This window comes from Paenibacillus radicis (ex Xue et al. 2023), assembly GCF_024722015.1.
Lineage (GTDB): Bacteria > Bacillota > Bacilli > Paenibacillales > NBRC-103111 > Paenibacillus_S.
On record NZ_JANQBD010000033.1, the window covers coordinates 32,173 to 54,799 of the forward strand.

General features: G+C 44.9%; 13 protein-coding genes. 1 reads left to right on the plus strand and 12 read right to left on the minus strand.

From position 1 onward, the window contains the following. Position 1: 1 nt before the first annotated feature. The 11 genes from NV381_RS32320 to NV381_RS32370 form a co-directional block, all read right to left on the minus strand. A complete protein-coding gene (locus NV381_RS32320) occupies positions 2-5,314 on the minus strand; it encodes a hypothetical protein (RefSeq protein ID WP_258217433.1) in 5,313 nt (1,770 codons plus the stop codon). Positions 5,315-5,558: 244 nt separating this feature from the next. Next, the gene (locus NV381_RS32325; RefSeq protein WP_258217434.1) at positions 5,559-5,873 is read right to left on the minus strand and encodes a hypothetical protein; all 315 of its coding nucleotides are present in this window, start codon (positions 5,871-5,873) and stop codon (positions 5,559-5,561) included. A 742-nt stretch (positions 5,874-6,615) separates the two neighbouring features. Next, positions 6,616-6,798: a hypothetical protein gene (locus NV381_RS32330; RefSeq protein WP_258217435.1), complete on the minus strand. Its 183-nt coding sequence runs from the start codon at positions 6,796-6,798 to the stop codon at positions 6,616-6,618. A gap of 35 nt (positions 6,799-6,833) precedes the next feature. Next, a complete protein-coding gene (locus NV381_RS32335) occupies positions 6,834-7,520 on the minus strand; it encodes a S1 family peptidase (protein ID WP_258217436.1) in 687 nt (228 codons plus the stop codon). 1,303 nt (positions 7,521-8,823) lie between these two features. Continuing rightward, positions 8,824-9,960, minus strand: a complete 1,137-nt coding sequence (locus NV381_RS32340; RefSeq protein WP_258217479.1) for a response regulator — start codon at positions 9,958-9,960, stop codon at positions 8,824-8,826. A 1-nt stretch (position 9,961) separates the two neighbouring features. Beyond that, the gene (locus NV381_RS32345; RefSeq protein WP_258217437.1) at positions 9,962-13,075 is read right to left on the minus strand and encodes an ATP-binding protein; all 3,114 of its coding nucleotides are present in this window, start codon (positions 13,073-13,075) and stop codon (positions 9,962-9,964) included. 251 nt (positions 13,076-13,326) lie between these two features. Continuing rightward, on the minus strand, positions 13,327-14,661 hold the full coding sequence (locus NV381_RS32350; RefSeq protein ID WP_258217438.1) for a sulfatase: 1,335 nt from the start codon (positions 14,659-14,661) through the stop codon (positions 13,327-13,329). A 15-nt stretch (positions 14,662-14,676) separates the two neighbouring features. After that, positions 14,677-16,059 (minus strand): sulfatase-like hydrolase/transferase, encoded by a 1,383-nt coding sequence (locus tag NV381_RS32355; protein ID WP_258217439.1) that lies wholly within the window; start codon positions 16,057-16,059, stop codon positions 14,677-14,679. A 50-nt stretch (positions 16,060-16,109) separates the two neighbouring features. After that, positions 16,110-16,898 carry a carbohydrate ABC transporter permease gene (locus NV381_RS32360; RefSeq protein WP_258217440.1) on the minus strand — a complete coding sequence of 263 codons (789 nt, stop codon included), beginning with the start codon at positions 16,896-16,898 and terminating at the stop codon, positions 16,110-16,112. 4 nt (positions 16,899-16,902) lie between these two features. Further along, on the minus strand, positions 16,903-17,811 hold the full coding sequence (locus NV381_RS32365; protein ID WP_258217441.1) for a carbohydrate ABC transporter permease: 909 nt from the start codon (positions 17,809-17,811) through the stop codon (positions 16,903-16,905). A 143-nt stretch (positions 17,812-17,954) separates the two neighbouring features. Further along, positions 17,955-19,298 (minus strand): ABC transporter substrate-binding protein, encoded by a 1,344-nt coding sequence (locus NV381_RS32370; RefSeq protein WP_258217442.1) that lies wholly within the window; start codon positions 19,296-19,298, stop codon positions 17,955-17,957. A 755-nt stretch (positions 19,299-20,053) separates the two neighbouring features. Between NV381_RS32370 and NV381_RS32375 the strand changes: the two genes are divergently transcribed. Further along, on the plus strand, positions 20,054-21,244 hold the full coding sequence (locus tag NV381_RS32375) for an ROK family protein (protein ID WP_258217443.1): 1,191 nt from the start codon (positions 20,054-20,056) through the stop codon (positions 21,242-21,244). A 1,188-nt stretch (positions 21,245-22,432) separates the two neighbouring features. Here NV381_RS32375 and NV381_RS32380 read toward each other — a convergent pair. After that, positions 22,433-22,591, minus strand: coding sequence for a hypothetical protein (locus NV381_RS32380; RefSeq protein ID WP_258217444.1), 159 nt, complete (start codon positions 22,589-22,591; stop codon positions 22,433-22,435). Positions 22,592-22,627: the final 36 nt, after the last annotated feature.

A 22,627-nucleotide genomic window follows, 5' to 3' on the forward strand; every position in this document is an offset into this window, starting at 1 on the left:
TTTATCGACCCATGTTTCCTATGAAGAATGTGGTATACTCCCTCTCTCTTTCCTGCGTTCTGACAATGAGGGTATACCAGCCCGTTTTAGGAAACTCGACGGTGAAGGATTTCTTTAGAAGCTCCTCCAGGGATAGACCCTGCGCGACATATTTCATCTGACCTTCCCGGTAAAGTCCGCTTTGGTAGTACACATCGTAGGTTCCCCGCTCGTTCACCAGCGTCTCTCCGGCTACATTCATCAGATTGTACCTGGATATTTTGAAGTTCACGACATTCGTGTCAAACAGCACCTTCTCCGATTGGCTTGCGGAAATCAGAAGATCATTCCCCATAATCATGAGGCCGTCGCCAGGCAACACGTATACTTTCTGCTCGGCCGTGGATACGTTGCCCGCTTCATCCCTGGCCGTATAAGTCACGGTTTGTCCGCCGATCTTGAGTAAATCCAAAGCGCTGACCTCCACGGCAATGTTGCCCGGCTTGGACCGGTCATCAGTCACAGTGAAGCCTCCAAGGTCGGTTAAAGCGTTGAAATTTGGTTTATTCCGCTCGACAAAAGCAATCGGCTTGTTCAGAGTAATGACGGGAGGCTTGTTGTCAAGTCCTTGTACAACGATTGGCAGCTTGTTGACGTTGCCTAGAGAATCGCTGATCGCCAGGGTAGTCTCACCATTCGCCGCGTAAATTTTGGAATAGCTGTAGTTTCCGTTTGCATCGCTAAGCAGGTTGGTGTAATCTCCGTTGCCGTCCTTTGCCGGAGCGCTTCCCAGGAACACCTGGTTAGGAGCTTGCACACGCCCGGATAAGGTGATCTTCATCTTGCCTTTGGCAACTTTAACGCCATCGATAACTACGATGCGATCGCTCTGCAGTAGATTTCCGTCATCATCCACAAACTCGTACTTGATGCTGTCGGGATCGGGCAAGTAAGGAATAATGGTAGAAACTTCATCACTTAAGACTGCCGAATTGCCTGCATCGTCGGCTATCGTAAATTTCGCTGCTCCGTTTTGATAAAGAACCGTGCCGTTTGTGCCTCTTACAATCTGGAAATTTTTAGCCGCAGGATCCGGCTTCTCGACAATCAGCACAACCCCCTGGGACAACAGAATTTGGCCGTTTCCGTCTTGAATCGTTTTGAACGTTTTGCCTCCGTTTTCTCCGTAGGCAAAAGTACGTACGATTCTCGCTTCCGGCGGGGTTTTATCTATGTTGTAAACCGATGCCGTGACGGATCCCGCGTTGCCTGCCTCATCCTCAAACATAAATGTAAAACTTCCGTTCTCGTTAAAGGTGTAAGCGAATCTTCCTTCATTGTTTAGCACTTTTACATGCTTGGATGTTTCCAGCCTTGCAATGACATGGCTATTGGTACTTGCTGTCATAGAATATTCAATGCTTCCTTCAGGAGGCAAAGAGTCCAGATTGTCCACTACCACCAAGAGCGTATCCGCTCTTTTGCTGTCTGTCAGGTCCGACAGATCGAAGGAGTAAACTCCGTTCTGGGCGATGCTGAATTTGTTGCCCTTGATCCGGGTAGGGTCAGCCGGGTTGAGTCCTGCTGACGGCACCGCTTTTATGCCTGCCGGAACCTTCAACTCCAGAACAAAATTTTCCGGCTTCACAGGACGTAATGTGCTGTGTGATGCAATTGCATATATCGGCTCATCGATGGAAACGGAACCCGCATTCAAGCTTACAGCCGGGCTTTCCGCGCCTCCCGGGCTTATGAACTTGGCTTTGAGGAGGAAATGGTCGGGATTTCGGTCCTTAAGCCCCCCTACTTCGATAAAATTGGAGTAAGGAAGCCATCTGCCCCAGGAGTTCCCTCCGTCTGTAGAGATGGAGTATCTGTAGCCTGCCTTCATGGGATTTTCCAGGTTCAGCCTTACGACCGCCGTATACCCATTGCCGACATCCTCGTACATATAAAGCAGATCCGAATTCGAAGCAACAGGAACATCCGCTGCCGGTTTTCGAGATACCTTGAATGCTCCCGTATGAGCTACGGCGCTGTTGCCTACTGCATCCTCGCCAAGCACGTAAAGCACAAAGTCGGCTGTTTCGCCCGGAGACAAGCGCGAAGAATCAATCGTCACCGCTCCATCCCCCGGAAGCTCCACCCAGCCGCCGGAGTCCTTCGTTGGCGCCTGAATATCCGATCTTAACCATTGGTATTTCTTTAACGCCACGCCGCTTAGCCGATCGCTTACGGTCACGACAACACTTTGCTGTTCCAAGGGATAAGAGACGCCGTTTTTGCTAAACGTGATTTGCGGAGCTTCGTTGTCCGCCAGGTATTGTTTGGAATACGTATAGTACCTTTCTACGCCCGCTTCCTTGACCTTAACATAAACGCCATAAGTCCCGTTGATTCTGGGATCGGCGGCTATTACATACATGCCGTTCCCGCCCCCGTAGACGGCATTGCTCACAGTGCCGTAAACGGAACCGCTCACCGTACCGTAAACGGACTGGGCGACGGAAGGATAATCGGCGGGAGGAGTCGAAGATCCCGTCACGGCGTACCTGACGCTCTCTACATTGATTCCGTTAATCGTGAAGCGGACCTCAGGGCTCTTCATGTATTTGCCGTTCGTTTCCGGATAGAAGGCAGTGGTAACCTTCACCGAGGAATCTACAGTTACAGAGACGCTCATCTTTTCAATGGTCTGATTGCCCGCCTTGTCCACTGCCTTCACAGCCAATTGATAGGTTCCATCCTCCGGTACATGATTGAAGGTCGTGATTTCACCGCTTGCCGGGAAATCCAGCCAGTCTATTTCTTGCGGTTCCGTCCCCTGCTTGACCCATTGGAATTGCTTGGTTCCGACGCCGCTGTGCTCATCGGTAACGGTCACCTGCACCTTAACCTCCGGCGTGTTATTCCCGCTGAGCGCTCCAAAGTCGACTTTCGGCTTTTTGTTGTCCAAAAGCAGCGTCGCTTTTTCATACGTCCAGTTGGAATCGTCTTTCTTGAAGTCGTCAATCGGCCATTCCGAATAATTTCCTACCTGTACCAGCGCCTTGTCCTCGGCATATTTTTCGGCATCCGCATCGGAAGCGCCAGAATTATTCGCTTTGTATTCGGCAATCCAGCCGTTGAAAACCGATACGTTAGCCGTCTTGAATGTTTTCATTTTGCTGTATTGCATCAGCTCTCTTGCCGCATCCCAGGTCATGTCCGCCGTCCAGGTATGAAGATACCAGGCTCCGCTGTTCTCTGCTGCTATTGCGGCTGCCGGAGGATCGATAATGTTCGTTTTATTGTTGGCCACTTTCAACGTTACGGAATTGCCGGGGTACAATTCTTCCCCGGGTTGATTGGCCGTCAAGGAATACCGCTTGATTGCCGCGTAGTGGTCCCCTTCCTTCCCTGTGAACGGATCGGCTGAGCTCTGATTCCACGTATAGTACACCAACCCCACCTCCGGTGATTGCCCAGGCTGTGCTCCTGTCATGTTGCCGGGACGGTAAATGCCTTTGCTGGGCCGTTTAGCGACACTTTGATCCGGATCAAGGGCAGGCACCTTAATGTCCGGGTCCGTGGCATCGATGGTTACTTTTCCGGATTTTCCATATACGGCATTGGTAGCTCCTCCCGAAGCATACTGGAAGCTAGTCACGGGCAGCGTATTGTCAATGGATAGTTTTGACAAGTCGATCTTGGTAAGAGGTATCGCCTTGGACGGGTCCGGGGAAGGAGCTTTGTCCATGTTGGCCTTATCCATCAGCAGGTTGCCCGCGTAATCCTGAATGACCCCTGTATCTGTCCCTTTTGCTTCATGGGTCAACGCGATCACTTTTAACAGCGGGGTTTCCACATTCAGACCGGGAGGAATGGTCATTTTAAATTTCCATAGTTTCGTGTTCGGTCCCGTATTTTCCTGAGCGGCGTATTTGGCCTTCATTCCATTATTGAATAAAAGATACAGTCCGTTCTCGTCTGACAAATCCTCATTAAGTATGGTCTCTTTGGTAAGCTCTACGGTAAATTCGATCTCTTTCCCTTCATTTAAAACAAGTCCCGTAGGAATTTCCGGTGTGATGCCGTTACCGGTCAAATTATATTGGGGAGGCACGGCGTCCGGGATAATAGCGTAGCCTTTGTTGCCAGCAGCGGCATAATCAAACGGATTGACCACTTTATTGCTTAGTAAATCCGCACTTTCAGCGCTCGCTTTCATGAAGCCCGATATATCGAGCGGATTTCCCGCCGCATCGTAATAACCTGCTCCCTGCAGCCTTTCCTTCATGCTGTATTGGTTCTGCGATTTGGTTTCCAGCTCTCCGCCGTTACCAATCGGAATATTGCCGGAATGATGATAATCCGCGACCTTGTATGTATAGGGAATCTTCTCGATAAATTTTAATTTGCTAATATTCCTCTCACTCGGGTCGTTCTTGATAGAATTATCATAGAAGCCCACGGGCAAGCTCATACCCTGCGGTGTGTTGTCGGTAGGCAGACCGATGCCGGGCGGTACCGTGTACAGCAAGTGCTTATCAAATAGATTTTCAATATTGAAGCCGGTTGCTCTTACGGGCTTGCTGAAGTTGTATTGAAGCTGAATGGACTTGTCCTTTTTCAAAAACAACTGCTTCTGCCCTGCCTTGTTAACTCTTTCCACACCGTCGGACGTAAACGTATAATTCGTAATTGTAGGCGGCTCGATATCGGCAAAATACAAGCGAAGACCGTCTACGGTTGTACTGTTGCCCCTCGTCTCCGTTTCAATCGAAATCTCATCGTTTGGCCCGAAGCTTATCCAATCGGAATCTAAATCATATTTGTCAGATTCGCTTGGCGTAGAGTGCTCATACCAAATATCTTTACCGTTAAGATAGAGATGAATATAAGCGCCATGATCGCTTGAGCTGTTCAATCTCTGGACTTTAAGCAGAAATTTTGCTTTGCGGCCTTCCGCCAGCCGTTTCAGTTCCGGATTTTGGGCAATTTTTATTGTCCCCTTGAAGGTGCTCGTATGATTAATATCTTTAGTCGTAAATCCGGAATCCTGACAGTCAGTGATTTTGTCGCCACCAACCTCAACGGTTACACCCGGATTATCTCTACATAGAAAAAACATATAAAAAAAATTCGGGTCGTTCTCACTTAAATCAAAACTCCTCTTCCATGTAGGCATATCACCGCGGTTAACAATTTTGAACATTTGGTTCACGCGAACGTCTACATATTGCGGTTGCGGGTCCGCTTTCGCCACATTAATGGATACATGCGAAAGCAGCGTCGTCATCAACATACACGCCACCAGCAAGATTGAAATTCGTTTTCCGATCCGTTGATTCACGCTTTAACCTCCTGATTGTATTGGGCTGACCCGGAATGAATGATCCGTTATCACCCGATGGATTGCGTATTGACAACAAGATGAACTGCTTGCGAAAGGAGACTGAAAAGGTCCCCGCAGCGCTCTCTTATGTTTCGGTGTCACCCGTCCGTTGCCATCAGCTTCGCCATTTTCCCCAAATCTTTACCGAGTTTCTTCATTCTCTAATCCACTCCTTGTCTGCTGTACAAATCCTGTCTACACGCTAATGTTCATCTTGCTCCAGCACCTGCATCACCGCTTGCGAGTCTACTGCCAGATGAATGCCGTTCATCGTGCGCAGAGAGCCGGAAAGAATCCCGGCCGCAAACCCAAACGAATCCATCAAAGGCCCGCCGGACATGCCGCTCACCAACTGTATAGATACTAGCTTGCGATCCCTTCCGTTAATCACGGCGCGGGGAGCGTTCACAATGCCTTCCGAACTGTACCGTCCGAACGGATCAAAAAAAACAGTACCCACATCTTTTACAGTGCCTTCGGAACGAAATACCCGGACATACGATATTGCTTGTTCCACAGAGGCATATAGGCTTCATACAGGCTTCTCCCGTCATGCTTGTCCGGAGGGTCTGCTTGCGTAATGGAAAACCCGCCAAGAAACAGGAACAAATGCCAAGAGCGCCAACATCATCGCTCTGCCAGTTTGTTTCATTTCGACATCTCCTTTGTGACTTTAGTCGCAGGACTTTTGATAATACCTAACCCATTATACATAACGGTTCTCTCAAAATTCTCACAAAAAGTCGAAAGCTGACAGAACGTAGATAGACATCGTTCGACAATGCGTTTCCAGTTTTATGGGCTCCATAACGAGTTTGAACGGAATGTTATTGTAGATCGCGTTATAATGGGAATGACAGAAAGGGCATGACAAGGAAAGGGTAACGGCCGCAGTTGCTTCAGTTAAGATAACATCAATAAGATGCTGATCGTATCGGAAGAGAAGGCAGCAATTGCCCGGGAGATATTTATATTAGGGAAGAAGGGCGCGGGTGGAGAAACGGATAACAGAAAGACGGTTTTCATAAAGCTATCATTTCAACTGAATTTTGGGAGACGGTGCAGAGTATACGTGTATGAGCTTGCATAGCGCTTTTTCCCAGATGTTGATAAAACGATCATCACATTTGCAAAACATACTATTCCCTAGCTGAATCTGAGCTCCTCATTATCGATCAATAACCGAATTCACCTGCATTACCGTGTTGCAGATTTTCTCTCGAATCTCCCCGTTCCTCCACTTGTTAAGCCCTTGTTATTTAACGTTGCTTCATAGTCTTCTGATCAGCATAGAAATCGACAATCCAGGTCTCAATCCAATGTTTATCTTGCAACTCATCAACTTGATATATATAAGCCTCGGCTTTTTGCGGTGCTGAGAATACTGCTGCTATCGTTTCATGCGTTTTATCCATTCGCCTTTTTACAATGTAGACATTCATCAAAGTTTATCCCTTTCCCCTCATTTATTAGTTTTTTATCTTTCACTCTCCATCATTTTGTTGATATTCTCTGTGTTAACGACCAAATGAATATTGTTCATTGTACGAAGGGAACCCGAAATGATCCCCATAACATTTCCGTATTTATCAAAAACAGGCCCACCTGACATCCCATTAACAATCTGTGCGGAAACAAGAATTCGATCTCTGCCGTTAATCTGAGCCCGCGGGCTGTTGACAATGCCTTCCGTAATAATCTTCGTTTCTTTCATCGGATAACCTATAGCAAAAGCTTTCTCTCCATGCCTTACTGTGCTTGTATGAAGATTTAAATAGGGGTAGCTCTCCTCTCGCCCCGAGCTGTCAATAAGGGGCTCTAGCTTCAGCACGGCCGCATCAGCCGTTTCGTCTTTGACTGCAATCCGGCAGGCTACTTCCAGCTTTCCTTCATACAGCACGCAAGAGATTCGATCCGCATCATTCACTACATGATAAGCAGTTAACGCTGTGCCGTCCCCTTCGATCAGAAAACCCGTCCCAACATCTTTCAATGTGCCGTCAGCTCGAAATACCCGTACATAGAAGACAGCAGGATTGGCATACTCATACAGCTCTTCTGCATCATACGTTTTGGGAGGGTCTGCCCCTGTAAGTGAAAAGTGATTTAAAAATAGGTACAATGACCCTATTATGATTACTAAAAGTTTACTCCACCTTTGCAAACAATTCGCCTCATCTCCTATAAAAATGGGTCTTAAGTAGTCATCTCCATCATTTGATTAGTTCAGAATACCTTTTCTACTCCATTCACATTATATAGACGCATTCTCTCAAAATTCTCACAAACTCGAAGTAATTGTCGAATGAAGCCGAATGTAAATATAAAGCAGCGAAGCATAGGAGAAGTAGGTGTTCCTCTATCCCTAAAAAATCCCCACAAAGTGGGGTCTTGCTTCGAAGTTGATTCAGATACTTTGCCGGGAGCCCCGAAACATAGTACGCTATATAGATAAGAAAAATGCCTTGCGGCTTCCTTGGTGTACGATCTACGTTTGTGCGATTTGGAGGGATGGATGTGGGATTTCGGACGCTGTTGAAATCGTGTTTTTTTGAATGGAAGGCTTGCAGCGGGAGGAACAAGAGCTTCAAAGGCAGGTCGCATACCCGAGCAGTTGCCAGAGGTGACAACCAGGGCGGACGCTTACGCACTCCCCTACACCCATTCCCTCTTTTGTTCTACTCTGTGCTTTGCGCCGCTTCCTTACTCCCCCTGGTCTTCGAGCCGTTATTGATAGCCATGAACTCCTCTGCCGTGTTCCCTGTTGTTCCATGTACGTACAGTAGTTTCACTATACTTTTAGCGAAGAATCACCTGCACATAACCTTAACCAACACGCCAGTACTGCTTCACTCACGGAAGTGAAGTTCGACCGACCGCCATGCAATGCGGCAACGCGCGCCCGGGATTCGCGCGCGTTGGAAGTGAGGGGTATAATGCGGAAGTAATTCTTCCTCTATCACCTGAAAAGTCCAAAAAACAGAGTAATACGGGAACAGCCAGTTCCGTTATTGCTCTGTTTTGGTGCATAAATGCTCCATTCGGCCAACATAACGGAATTCCCACTTCCGCTATCGCCCCAGATTGGAGATGACAGATGGAATAACGGAACTCTCCGTTCCGTTAAAAAATTCTTCAGGGCTCATCGCCGTTATCCTTATAAAGATCCCCCTTGATCATGGGGTGTGTTAAAGATATTAAGCTCTACCTTACTTTAGTGATGTAAAGCACTTACCATTTCTTCTATCGCCAAAAAAGCACAAAAAACAGAGAGATAACGAAATTTCCGTTATCTCTCTGTTTTTACGCTTATGGCTGGCCCCATTTACTCAGAATACAGGAAGTCCAGCTCCCGCTATCCACTTAAATTGGAGGTTGCAAATCGAATAAAGGAACATTTGTTCCTCCGACCCCCTCAGAGAGTCTTCTCCTTTATCCAAATCGTGGTAATTCGATGTATGTTATTACTATCTTATTGTATCTAATTCACTATTACTATACCCTATTCCCTTGTCATCCAAATAAGCCGCTACTCTGCTCCTCATTTCCGGTGACGGCTCCATCCCAAACTCCTTCCGGTATAGGGCTTCGAAATGATTATAATGCTTAGGAATTTGCTCAATCTTCCCACTAACAGCATAAAGCTGCATTAATAATTGATGCATCTCTTCATCCAATGTGTATATCGACAAATAAGCATCCAGCTTCTTTTCAGCCTTGCTCCATTGTTGCGCAGCCATATCTGCTTGGACCAGATTGCGAACAAGTGAAGAAAACTGCTTGCTGTATACAACCTCAAGCTGAGCTTTCCACAAATAATCCTTTCGTTCCAAAAGGTGGCCGCGATATAAGGCACATAATCGTTCTGCTAGCGCCTCACTCTGCAAGCTTCCGGTTGCCGTCTTATGAAATTCCAGCAAATCATAACTGGTATTCATAGTTTCCAGCATGTAGCCTTCATTGGTTTTGATAATATCCATCGCAATCTCATGCTCTTTCAATACCTTCTTCAAACGATATATGGTATTGTGCAGATTATGAGAAGCTCTATCTTCATTCATCTCAGGCCACAGCCAATCCGCCAGATGCCATTTGCTGATAACCTGATTCGGGTAACAAAGAAAAAAAGCGAACAGCTCCTCTGTCTTGCGTGTTGGCCAACGGACGAGCGCTCCTTGCGAATTTCTAACCTCAAATCCTCCGAAGCAACGTATAGAGGTAAGAGCCGGCTGCTCTACAGCTGCTGAATGGCTATCGAGTTTCATTAAACGAGCCGTTATCCGCTCAATGGCATCTGGTGTTACAGGCTTGAGAAGATAATCGAAAGCATATACCTTAAAGGCCTCCAGGGCGTATTCCTTATAAGCCGTAGTAAAAATAATCCGTGTGCGGTCAGAAATATCATTCATTCTTTGTGCCAGTTCGAGTCCATTTAGCTTAGGCATCTCCACATCCAGGAAAGCAATGTCCGGCTGCAGCTCGGAAAAGTTGGTCAACGCCTCCAGTGGATTGCTATAAGCGCCGATAATCGTAAAGTGCGGATTTCTCCCGATAATGACTTTCATTAATTCAAGAATTGGCTTTTCATCTTCCACAAGCAGCACCTTAAACAACTTTTTTACTCCTCTCCTCGATGGCCGGATGATCCCTGACAGTCAGAGGCAAATACATGGTTACCTTCGTTCCGCGTCCCAATTCTGAGGTAACGATCATAGTAGCACCTGGAATCGAATCCAGGCGGCTTTTTATATTGGAAATACCTATACCGCCGCTTGAGCTTTCACCACTGGCAATCTGATAAAGCGTATCATCCGGAATCCCTACCCCATCATCATCCACAATAATTTGCAAATACCGGTCCCCCTCTTGAATCGTCAACGTCACCATGCCATGTCCGTCCTTCTCAAACAACCCATGTCGAATGGCATTTTCCACAAACGGTTGAACGGAAAGGGAGGGAATAGCAAGATGTTTGAGGTTGTCCTCAACATAACATACAAAATCAAATCGCTCCCCGAAACGGGCCTTCTCGATCTCAACGTAAGCTTCAATCAATTCCAGCTCCTGGTTAAGTGTAACGAATAGCTTATCGCGATCCCTATCCAGAATATAACGTAAATATTGGCTCAGCTTCGATAACAAATACGCGGCCTTCTCTCCATCGGTATAACAAAACGAGATGACACTGCTCAGCGCATTATACAGGAAATGAGGCTTGATCTGAGCTTGATGAAAGGCAAGTTTATTGTGAATAGCCTCTTGTATAGAGGTTTTCATCGTAATCAGTGTTTGAATTCTTGCGATCAGCGTCTCCGCCTCAAAAGGCTTGGTCAAATAATCATTGGCACCGACGCTAAAGCCAAGCGCAATATCCTGTGATGTATCCTTGGCCGTCGCAAACAATATAGGCAAGTCGAGAATCGAATAATTTACTCTCAGCAAACGGCAAAGCTCGATCCCGGAGGTGCCTGGCATCATTACATCCAATATAACGAGGTCGATCTGAGGATGCTCCTTCATTTTGACCAATGCTTCTTTAGCTGAAAATGCTGCAATCACATTATACCGATGCCTTTTCAGAATGTTCAGCAGGGTATGAATGTTGGATGCCTCGTCATCGACAATAAGAACGGTATAGGCATGCTGCTCCAGGCTATCCATGGGTTCAAGCTCCTCAGAAGCTCTTTCAGAATATAGATCGATCGAATAAAGATTATGTGGAACAGGCAATTGCTTGGCTATGTTCAGCAGTGTGAACGTCATGCGTGTCCCATGTCCGACCTCCGTCCAATCGATCCCAATTTCGCCCCCCATACGTTCAACAAGTTTACGGCTTATATACAGACCGACACCCATTCCCGTATAGCCGTCTTCCGGCAGCACTTCATCCAGCTGTTCAAAGTAATGAAATACTCTCGATTGCTTGTCTTCAGAAATCCCTGTTCCCGTATCAGCTACTGAGATATGAGCCATTCCATTGGAAACCTTTGAAGTTACTGTTATTTTTCCTTTTTCCGTATGCTTAATAGCATTGTGCACCAGATTGTACAAGATTTGTCGCAATCGGCTCTCATCTGCTTGTACCCAAATATCCACGGGAACCTGGTTATCCAACTGTACCATCTTACCCGCAAGTTCGAATTGCAACACATCGAATACAATTTGAGTCACCGACCTCACCTCTACAACCGTCATCTGCAGTCTCAGCTCACCATGTTTTAAGCGAGTGACATCAATCAAGTCCTGCATGAGCATAGAAAGCTTAACCGATGTATCCTTAACCAACCAAAGATTTTGCTTCTGTTTAGAGGTTAGATTATGTTCATCATCATCCAGCAGATAAGAGGTTATATTCATAATTCCATGCAATGGGGTTTTAACCTCATGTGACGTATACATTAAAAACTGATCCTTAAGCTGATTGGTAACGGTAAGCTGATGCGTTAAAATTTCCGTTTTCTCATATGCATTTGTAAAGCGGTAAGCAAGCATAACGTTCATAATGGTAATGAAACAAATAACGGCAACCTTGCCCCTTAAATTGGTTTGAACCACGTTCTCTGAATACAATGACCCATCTACCAGATAGATTAGCAATGCTATAATAGCAACGATGAACAAGAAGAGCTCCTTACGTTCGGACGTTCCCCTTCCGCTAATGCTGAACAAGTATATCATTCTACCCAAAATATAAAGCGGAGCGATTGCCATATATAAAAAGAACAAATACCTCACTTCATTATAAAGCGAATACGGCAGGATTATAATTGCAGCCAGATAACCTACAATAGGGGATAGCAGCCAGATCCTATTTCTATATGATAGGAGACGGCTATCAATGGAGCAGAAAAATAAAATGATAAATAATGAGCTAAGAAACTGACTTACATCCAATGCCTTGTAAACTATCTCAAAAGGAAAGTCCGGCTGCAGTCTCTGAAAGATCTTTTCACCGAACAATAGATGAATAGCAGATAAAGATAATAAATACAGGCCGCTAAATAAATAAGTTTTCTCTCTGCTGCGTAGAAAGTAGAGATTAAGATGATAAGCGCCGAACATAACAAGAATCAGGATGATAGCCAGATCGCTGCCTAGCAGTAAACCGTTCAGCATTGTGATATCCCCATTCCTGCCAAACTGGATTGAGTTCACAATACCCCCGGTAGCATACATATAATTAGACACCTGTATAATTATATCAATTTCTTGGGCATTCGAATGAAAAAAAACACTGTACGGTGTATTCCCCGGCATATGCTCTTCCTTGACTGCTGCCGGAAATCCGCTGCTTCCCTCCAGCTTGCCATTGATATACAGCCGATGAGACATACGGATGCTGCTCAATTTCACTCCATATATGTCGTCAGCACCTTTAACAAGAACCTTGAGCCGATAAGTCCCGTAGCCTTTTCTGCTCATACCGACGTCTGCTTCATTTCCTCTCCAAGGGCCAGGAACAGATAGGTAAGAGACTTCGTTTCTTAAGCCTGCACGAAAATCTTTTGGCTCCAATAGCTCTCCCTTATAAAATTCCCATTGTCCATCCAGAGTCACCAGTCCTTGATTACTAAAATCCCAACCCCTTAAATCCAACACTCCTCGCTCCGCGGGTGGAATCTCCCGATTCGGGATCGTGAGCGAATAAATATGCTCAAACAATAGAGCAACTACAGTAAAGATCAGAACAATTCCAATGAGTTTGCCAAGGCTTTTCACCTGGACCCCCCTTCCCCACAAAATCACAAAAACTTTATAATCCATTCTATCATTTCAGACTCACAAAATACTCACAAACCTTTATTTATTTTATACGGCTGACATTATTACTAAATCTTCCAATAAAACCAATATTAACTACATAATTCCAATAGGCTCGCTTGCTTCATTTTGCTCCTTATACAATATAACTCAAACAGCCTGCCGCAAAGGGCAGGCTATAATTATTCATCTCCAATGAACGCTCACGATTAATCCTGTTGTAGTGCTTCCTTAAGTCTGGCAACAATGTCCGGATGATCTTCTGCCCCATTTCTATTTTCCCATGGGTCGTTCTTCAGATGGTACAGACGATCACATTCGTCTTTCTCAACGATAAGCTTCCATTCCCCGTCGGAAACCATTCTCCATTGGCTTGGATGCTGCGGACCTTCATCCAATCCCGAAATCTGTATATCGCGTAACGTGCAGGTTTCACCATGCAGAACCGTTTTGAGGGATAACGAATCCTTTGCTTCCTCCATCGTTAAATCAGCCAAATCCACGATAGTGTTGGCCAAATCCTGCAGCTCTACAAGTGCATCGCTATATTGGCTCTGCTGGATGCCGGGACCGCTAATGACTAACGGGATGTGCACAGATCCGCGTTCCGGTTTGCATTTACCGAATTTATCGAAATCTCCCAGCATATCTCCATGATCAGAAGAGTAAATGACCACCGTATTTTCCAATTCTCCGCGTCTCTTTACCTCTTCAAGTAGAAGTCCTATATTGCGATCGATGTTCTCCAGCATTGCGGCGTAATTTTGCCTGATGCTATTCCACGTTTCTTCCGGCAGCGTGCAACGATTCGGCTTCGAAAGCTGGGCATTCTCCCACTCGGCCTTCATACGATGTGTAATATCCCACGGCTCATGCGGTCCCACAAAATTAACCATCAGAAACCAAGGTTGATCTTGAGGAAATTCCTTCAGCATTTGAATGCCATTGCGGGTCAGCCAATTGTCGCAATACGCCTCATCCGGCAAATCCGTTGCATCCGTTCGTTGGCCCCGATCAGTCATATCCTGCAAATGAATGTCAGCCAATCCCTCATCGTATAAATATTTCATATAGGGATCACGCGGGGACTTTTTGCCGGAATGTATCGCATCAATCTTGCCAGCGTTATCGATTGCATCCGTGAATCCCAGCTGATTCAGATCGTCAATCCAGCCTTCCAGCCCCCACCAATGTGTGGGTTTATGAAGGTCAAATTTACCCACACCTCCGACACGGTAACCATTTTCCTTCAGTATGGAATAGAACGTTTTTCGAGACAATGAGTAATTCTCATGGTTGCCGGCAACTTCCGCTTTGTTATATCGTAATCCGGAAGCAAGACAGGCTCTGGCCGGAGCACATAAAGGGGAGGGAGTGACCGCCCTTGTAAAGGTAACACCTTGCTTCATCAATGCTTCTATATTAGGCATGCGCAGCGGTAAAGCTTCCATACCCAGAGCAGATAAAATATCCGAATGGTACGGCATCCAATCTCCGCGATGTGTGTCCGGAAACAGGAACAAGAAGTTGGGACGACGTTTCATTTTCAGCTCACCTCTCTAAGAATGATGAAGAAGGGGATCGCGAACGCTCTGCTGCCATCGCAATAACTCCCCCTCCAAGCGTTGAATATGAGTTTGCTGTAAGGGGTCATCGGCCAAATTAGACATTTCCCATGGATCCTTATACAAATCAAACAATTGAATCCGGTTAGAACCCTTATCCCCGGAACTATAGTAGCGAATGTATTTCCACCGTCCGTCGCTAATCATCCGTTGAACATTTTTATATGCTGAAAACACACTTTCTCTAAGCATTGTTTCCTGGCCGGATATTAGAGGCATCAGACTCCTACCTTCTACCGTATCGGAAAGCCGCGTCCCCGTCAGCTCGCATAAAGTCGGGAAAATATCGATTTGGCAGCCCAGCCCGCCGACTTCAACCCCTTGCGGTAAACCGGGTCCCTGCATAAGAAGCGGGATATGGATACTGTGCTCATACAAATTTTGTTTACCCAAAAGTCCATGCTGTCCCAAGGCAAGCCCATGGTCAGCTGTGTACACGATAATCGTATCCTCAGCATGCCCGCTTTGTTGCAGCGCTTGTACGATACGGCCAATTTGTACATCCAGATGAGTAATCATGCCGTAATAATCGGCCAAATGTTGACGAATTTCGCCTGGCTGCCGTGGAAGGGATGCCAATAATTCGTCCCGCACATACAATTCACCATTATCGAAAGGATGCTCTGTCATATAATTATCAGGCAGCGGAATATTTTCTGCATGATATAAATCAGCATACTCTTGCGGCGGAGTCCTTGGATCATGGGGTGCCGTAAATGCCACATATAATAAGAAAGGATCGTCCTCTTGATGGCTGTGAATGAAATTGATAGCCTCATCTGCAAACAGCTCCGAAGAAAAAGTATCGCTTAGGACTGCCATCTCCTGCGGATAAATACCATTCGGGTCAAAAGCATGCAGAGGCAGCCCCACATGATCCCCCATTCCCCCAAAGAAAATATTCGCTCCGCCGGCAAAACCTCTGGCAAAGCTCCCTTTTCCATTATGCCACTTGCCGATACCGAAGGTTCGATACCCGTCAGCCCGGAGCACCTCCGGCAAAGTGGCTAGTGCAGGATTCAGCGCCCATAGGTCCTGATTCTCCGTCTCTCCAAGCGTAACCTCTTTACAGGCAGCTGTTGTATTAAATACATTCGCCCCTGTTAAAAGACAAGCACGACTAGGCACACAGAGCGCAGCTGTTTGTCCCCCCATCGTATACATGGATTTAAAAAGCACGCCCTCAGCGGCCAGTTGATCCAATACGGGTGTCTGTACAACCGGATTCCCATACGCTCCCAGGCCATCGAATCTATGATCATCTGCTATCAGAAACAGTATATTCGGTTTTTTTCTCACGGCTTGTTGTTCTCTCATCTTAACCTCCTAGCCAAATTCAATGATTGAACGAATCTTCGACCCGCCACTTATTTGATAGCTCCGCTTGTGAGGCCGCGCTGCATATACTTTTGACCGAAAATATATAAAATCACTATGGGAATTGTAATTAACACTAGCGCCGCAAATACTTTATGATAGTCGGATGTATACTCTTTGATAAAAAATTTGGGTGCCATCGTCACCGTCAGCATCGTTTCCTTATTGATGAAAACAAGCGGGAATAAATACTGATTCCACGAATTTAAAAACGCCAAGATGCCAATCGTCGTAAGCACAGGCACTGCCAAAGGTAATATAACATGAACAAATCTTCCCCATGCATTGGAACCGTCGATCTCCGCAGCCTCCAAAAGCTCGTTGGGAATCTCATCAAACGAATTGCGGGCGATTAACAGTGAAAAGGGAATACTCATAGCTACTTCCGGACCGATCAACGACAAATAAGTGTTCATCCAATGAAAAGCCTTGATCGTTTGAAACAAAGGTACGAGCATAGCAACAGGCGGGATCATAAGGCCGATCAGGCAAATCGCAAATACCGAAGAATCCCCCGGGAACTTCAGCTTACTGAAGCCAAAAGCGGCCAATGAAACTGCCATAAGCAGTAGCAGCACAACCGAAGTTGATACAATAAAGCTGTTCAATAGAAAGCGCGGAAATAAATCAAGACTTAATACAGCTTCATAATTCGCCCAATTGCCCCCTTCAAGCGAATACATAACAAGATAGACCAGTGGAATTACCCAAATAGAAGCCATGATCAGGAGAAGGAGATTCATCGTTATCTTTTCAGCTAACTGCAGTCGAACGAACATACGCTTACCTCCTAATCTTGTTATAAACGCGCAGTTGAAACGCCGTATAAATAAATGCGATGAGCAGTAGAACGACGGAAACCGCTGCGCTGTACCCCGTTTTATATTTCAGCAAGGATTCCCTGAACAAATAAGTGGAAATGAGCTCCGTCGCTCCTCCAGGCCCCCCCTCAGTCATAATCCAAACCAAGTCGAATACTTTAAGAGCAAATATAATGCCAAGTATCATAAGCGTAATATGCGTACCCATAAGCATTGGAAAAATAATATGGCGAAATTGCTTAACTACTCCAGCCCCATCTATTTTTGCCGCTTCGAATATTTCCTGATCCATATTTAACAGACTCGTATAGTAAATCAACATATAGAATCCGGTATTAGCGAATATGTAGACGGCCGCAATTGAATTTAAAGAAGTGGCCGGTTCGGACAACCAGGAATGAGTCCAGCTATTCCATCCCAAAAACTGAAGCATATGGTTCAGCAGCCCGAAGTTCGGCTCATATATGCCTGCAAAAGTCGTTCCAACGGTAACAACCGCAATAACATGTGGCAAAAAGAAAATCGATTTAAACAAACCGTCTGCAATCCAAACTCCATTTAATAAGGTGGCAAGCAATAAGCCAAGGGCCATGGAGATAGGGATCGTAATGATCAGAAAATAGACCGTATTCCCCAGCGCCTGATAAAAGTTCGGATCATAAAAAAGATTCACATAATTATCGAAACCAATAAAAGCTTTGCTGCCAATTCCCGACCATTCGAAAAAACCGATATAAATATTGTAGAAGATGCCGAAGAATGTAAACACAGACACAAAAATCAATAAGGGCAGAGCAAAGAATAAGCCGGTGTAGCGGCTTCGCTTCTTTTTTGCAGGAGACTTGTTCCATTTCATCAAAGCTGTTTCCACTTAGACCCTCCTCCTTGCATCTAAAGTAAAGAGTTGGACCTCCGCCAAAGACGCCAAAGCTTATTCGATAGCCACAGCACCAGAAGACACTTTGAACAGAGGTCCATTCTGACAGAAAACTTCATCTTAATAATACGAGATGATTAGCGTTTCACTGCATCTGAAGCTTTTTGCACCTCAGCCATTGCTTGTTCAGGGGTAGCCGATCCTGCCGCAACCTTTTGCAAACCAGTAAACAGCGCTTGCTCGATAGTGGCATTGTCCAGGAAACGAATTCCGCCTACATCCTTCGTAAGAGCGTTTAATATGACATCAACCGATTGCTTCTCAATATCTGTTTTTAAACCCGATTTATCCATCGACAGCCCCTCCTTGACAGGAAGGAATTGCAATGCCTTGCTCAATATCGTCTGGTATTCCCCAGTAGCCATGAACTCCACGAATTTCCAGGCAGCATCCTTATGCTTCGAATCCTTACTGATCCCGAGCGGAACATCCCCGTTGATCAAAACACTTGCCTTGCCGCCACCAATCGTCGGCATCGGTGCAAGACCAAAAGTGCGGTCGCCTATTTTCAATCCATCCTTATTCGCTACATCGTTCATAATCCAAGCGCCTACGAGGATCATTGGAAGCTGTCTCTTTTGCTCATACATATCTCTAAGGTCCGGATCAAATTTAGTCGTCAGATTGCCATCCTGAAATAAATGATCTGTGTAAAACTGCTTGAAGGCATTAGTCGCTTGAATAAACGAAGGATCGGTAAATTTCACCTTCCCTGCATCTGCATCGTACAGCTTGCCTGGAGCGATTTGATTGACGAGGGTATAGAATACATCCGTAACGGTCGTGCTTTTACCTCCGGCAAAGCCCAGTCGCGGGATAATTCCGGGCAGCTTGGCATCTTCAAACTTTTTCACAACTTGCTTGAGTTCATCATAGGTCTTGGGCGGCTCCGCTCCAACCTTCTTGAATAAATCCACATCATAAGAAAGAAAGGGGGTGACTGCAACTCCCGTTGGGATGACCTTGTAGTCGTTCTTTTTGGCCGATTCCATTGGAGTAGCCTTGAACAGCTTTTCCCAATCCTTGCCTAATGATTTCTCTGCCAAAGGAGCCAGTGGCTCGAGGACGGGGATATAATTTTTGATCATCGGTCCATTCGAAAAGGCCATGACGTCCGGAGCTTCTCCGCCTTGGATGGCGACCTGGATTTTCTTATCATAGTCAGCCGATGGGGTGCGAACATAATTCACTTTAATTTTCGGGTATTTGGCGTTAAAGGCTTTGATCAATTCTTGCCACACGTTATCTTCCGGCGACCAGGACCAAAAAGAGATTTCTCCCGCTATCTCCTCCGGTTTTTGAGCAGTAGACGCCTTCGTATCCTTAGCTGAGGTCGCGCTACCGTCTTTTATTTGCGATGAACATGCGGAAAGAAGCAGCAAGCTCGCAAGCAAAACACTACCTATATTCCATTTTTTCATGAACAGAACACCCCTTAAAATAAAATGATAAAGCGTTTTCAGTCATTTATATTTAGTATATAACTTATACTAATAAAATGCACCATATTTATTAATCGATAAAAAATACATGTATTTACGCCAAAATAAACATTTATTTTGTATAATAAACATACTAAATAAACATACTTGCTCATACTCCCCCTTGTTTACCACCACCTTTTGTAAATTAAAAACCGGGAGGTGCATATGATACGATCCGAATCGAAATAATATGCAAAATTGCTTGACCTACTCCAGTCTCACTTGGAGTCTCCACGCATTAAGAAAAGCTTCTGATCGAACCCCATTCGAGGAAGATACATTCGTGTCTTAGCGGTGGCTTTTCTTGCAATATCAGACTTCTTCAGCTCCGCTGAAAACTTATAAAGTCTGATATTATCAAAAATCCGAAGTGAAGCTTCGCCACTTTTGTTAAGCTCAATTATGAGCCCTTATACAATTAACTGTTAGTTATTTAGTATATGCATTATACCAAGTAAGTTAATTGGATAACTAAATATTAATTTAATGATTTTTCTGTTATAAGTCAATAATTAGTTTTATAATCTAGGAAAATACTGAAAGTTAAAGGATTCAAACTTAGATAATGGTTGTGTGTAGAAAACTAAATGCATCTGAAATTCTCAATTAGTTATCATTAATTTTTGACACCTAACTTATTTTAATATATTATTTATACTTAATAACTGCGATAACCTAAGGTGGTGATAGCCATGCAACCTAAAGGTCTGATTGGTAATCATGATCTTGTCAAAAAAATAAATATGGAACACATAATCAATACGATTCTTCAATATCGTCCTGTATCCCGGGCCAAAATCGCCGCACTTACAGGCCTCAACAAGATGACCGTATCAAGCTGTATAGATTTATTCCTGCAAAAAGGAATTGTCGTGGAATTAGGTACAACGGGAACATCAAGAGGGCGGCCCCCAACACTGGTCGATATCAATGAATTAGCCGGAATTTGTGTGGGTATCGATATAGAAGTTAATCAATTTACCTTACTTATTACCGATTTATTGGGCAAAAAGCTGGAGAGTATGGTTTTCCCGATGAAAAACAAAGATCCTATGTATTTCGTGGACTCGGTCTCGAGCATCTTGGAGGATTTAAAGAAAACGCACTCCCATCGTCAGCTAGGGGTTGTAGGCGTTGGACTTGTCATTCAAGGCTATTACAATATAAGCACCGATGTTGTGGATTACAGCGCCAACCTTCAAGAATGGAATGATTTCCCTCTGCGAAATGAGCTTGTTAAGCGAATTCCTGATCTTCCTATTTATATTAATCCTGCACCTTATGCGGGGGCTATAGGAGAAGTGCATTTCGGACATTCCAGGACAGTTGATCATCTGGTCTACGTCACCAGTTCCTGGGGCTTATCAGTTGGCGTCTATAACAAGGGAGAGTTGTTCACTGGAACAACGGGTACTGCCGGAAGATTAGGACATTCCACAATCCATATGAACGGAAAAAAATGCTCATGCGGGAACAGAGGCTGCTGGGAGATGTATGCTTCGATCAAGGCGCTATACGAATTGTTGGACACGACCCCCCAGCAGCTCCCCTTCGCAGAGATTGTTCGAAGCATGGACCAGGGAGATTCCAAAATAACTAGCGCAGTGCACCAGCTCGGCCATTATCAAGGGATCGGTCTGGCTAATGTCATCAATGCGTATAATCCAAGGGTTATATGTATGGGGGGCCTTCTCGCCTTGCTTGGTCCTACGCTTATCAATTCCATATGGAATACACTCAATGAGATGATTCCCCGGCGTTTCTTGCAGGACGTCAAAATTTATTGTTCGGATTTAGGAGAGCTGGGAGTTGCACACGGTGGGGCTTCGATGGTGATAAACCACCTGGCGAATACAATTATCCGTCACTCCCTGGAAGAGTAGAGAAGCAGAACCTGACTTCCAACACGTGCTATAGACTTTACCTAACACACTAGTAACCTCTCAGCCTGATAGCCACAAGTAAACTACTATATTCTTCGTAATGCGTCAAACTCCATTTCAACTTTTTATTAGAAGTAAGGCAGTCACCCTTAAAAGTAATATCTTTATTCATAAAATCTTGTAAAATCATAATTTCGCATATATTTCCACTAACTTGTGAATTTCCTACAATCCAATTTTATGTATGTATTCGCGAATTTCATGTTAATTCCTTTTTATGGATAAAGCTTATACTCCGTAATAGGTATTGGATCACGGGGCTGTCCCAAAAGTCTTTTTGGAGGAACTTTTATGGCTTTGCATGGCAGCTTAGGGAGCCCTCTCAAATATCAGGAAAATGTCAGGTTAATTTCTCTGAAAAATAGGGTTCATATCCCAATAACTGGAATTCCTCATGCTAATTCTAAGGATTTTGGCTGATTTCACCCATATCACCTATATTAGCGTGAGTTTTTCCAGTTATATTGGTTTCAAACGATATCCTGGCTGGATTAACGGGAGGATTTCCATCTATTACCTTTCTTTCGGTAAGTAAGTATGGCCTCACCTGCACCTGCACCTAAACAGCCCGCCAGTACTAGAATCCACGGAAGTGAGCGGTAATGCGGAACTAATTGTTCCTCTATCAGCTGGAAAGCTCAAAAAACAGAGGTATAACGGAAGTGCTAGTTCCGTTATACCTCTATTTTCATGAACGAATGCCCAGTTCTTCCAACATAACGGAATTCCCACTTCCGCTATCTCCTTAGATTAGAACCGGCTGATGGAATAACGGAACTTTTAGTTCCGTACCAAATCCTCCAGGGCTCGTGCAGCGCAGCTCGCCCTATGCATATAATAATTCCCATTAAATCATGGTGTGCGTTAAACACCTTAAGCTCTAATGTAACTCTACTCATTCTAATTAATGTAGAAAGGTAGGTAGGCGGGTAGCAGGTAGACAGGTAGGAAGGTCCGCTCATTCTTCATTCCTTGGATAAGCTTCTGATCGAAGTCCTTTCACTGATGATACATTCGTATCATCAAGATAGTTTATATTAACAGATAACAAAGTTGAACCATAGGAAACATACAAAGCCAGCTTTAGAGCTCAAGTACATCAAGTTCAATTATCCGGTCCAGCTTTCTTTACTTCGTAACTCCTCCGGCAACATTAGGCACTTCGCCAAGCGCCCAGCTAATCATAAAATAAATAAACGGCAAGAACGTAAGCAAACCACCTAGAAGAATAATAAGCCCAAGTCCACTAAATTGCTTTTTCGATTCGGTATTTTTTACTAGTTCCATAAAGCATACCCCCACTTTATAAATTAATAACTTTAG

Coding starts and splice junctions, on each gene's coding strand:
- NV381_RS32330 (WP_258217435.1), bottom strand. CDS start 6,798: ATGAATGTCTACATTGTAAAAAGGCGAATGGATAAAACGCATGAAACG.
- NV381_RS32350 (WP_258217438.1), bottom strand. CDS start 14,661: ATGAAACGTCGTCCCAACTTCTTGTTCCTGTTTCCGGACACACATCGC.
- NV381_RS32355 (WP_258217439.1), bottom strand. CDS start 16,059: ATGAGAGAACAACAAGCCGTGAGAAAAAAACCGAATATACTGTTTCTG.
- NV381_RS32360 (WP_258217440.1), bottom strand. CDS start 16,898: ATGTTCGTTCGACTGCAGTTAGCTGAAAAGATAACGATGAATCTCCTT.
- NV381_RS32370 (WP_258217442.1), bottom strand. CDS start 19,298: ATGAAAAAATGGAATATAGGTAGTGTTTTGCTTGCGAGCTTGCTGCTT.
- NV381_RS32375 (WP_258217443.1), top strand. CDS start 20,054: ATGCAACCTAAAGGTCTGATTGGTAATCATGATCTTGTCAAAAAAATA.
- NV381_RS32380 (WP_258217444.1), bottom strand. CDS start 22,591: ATGGAACTAGTAAAAAATACCGAATCGAAAAAGCAATTTAGTGGACTT.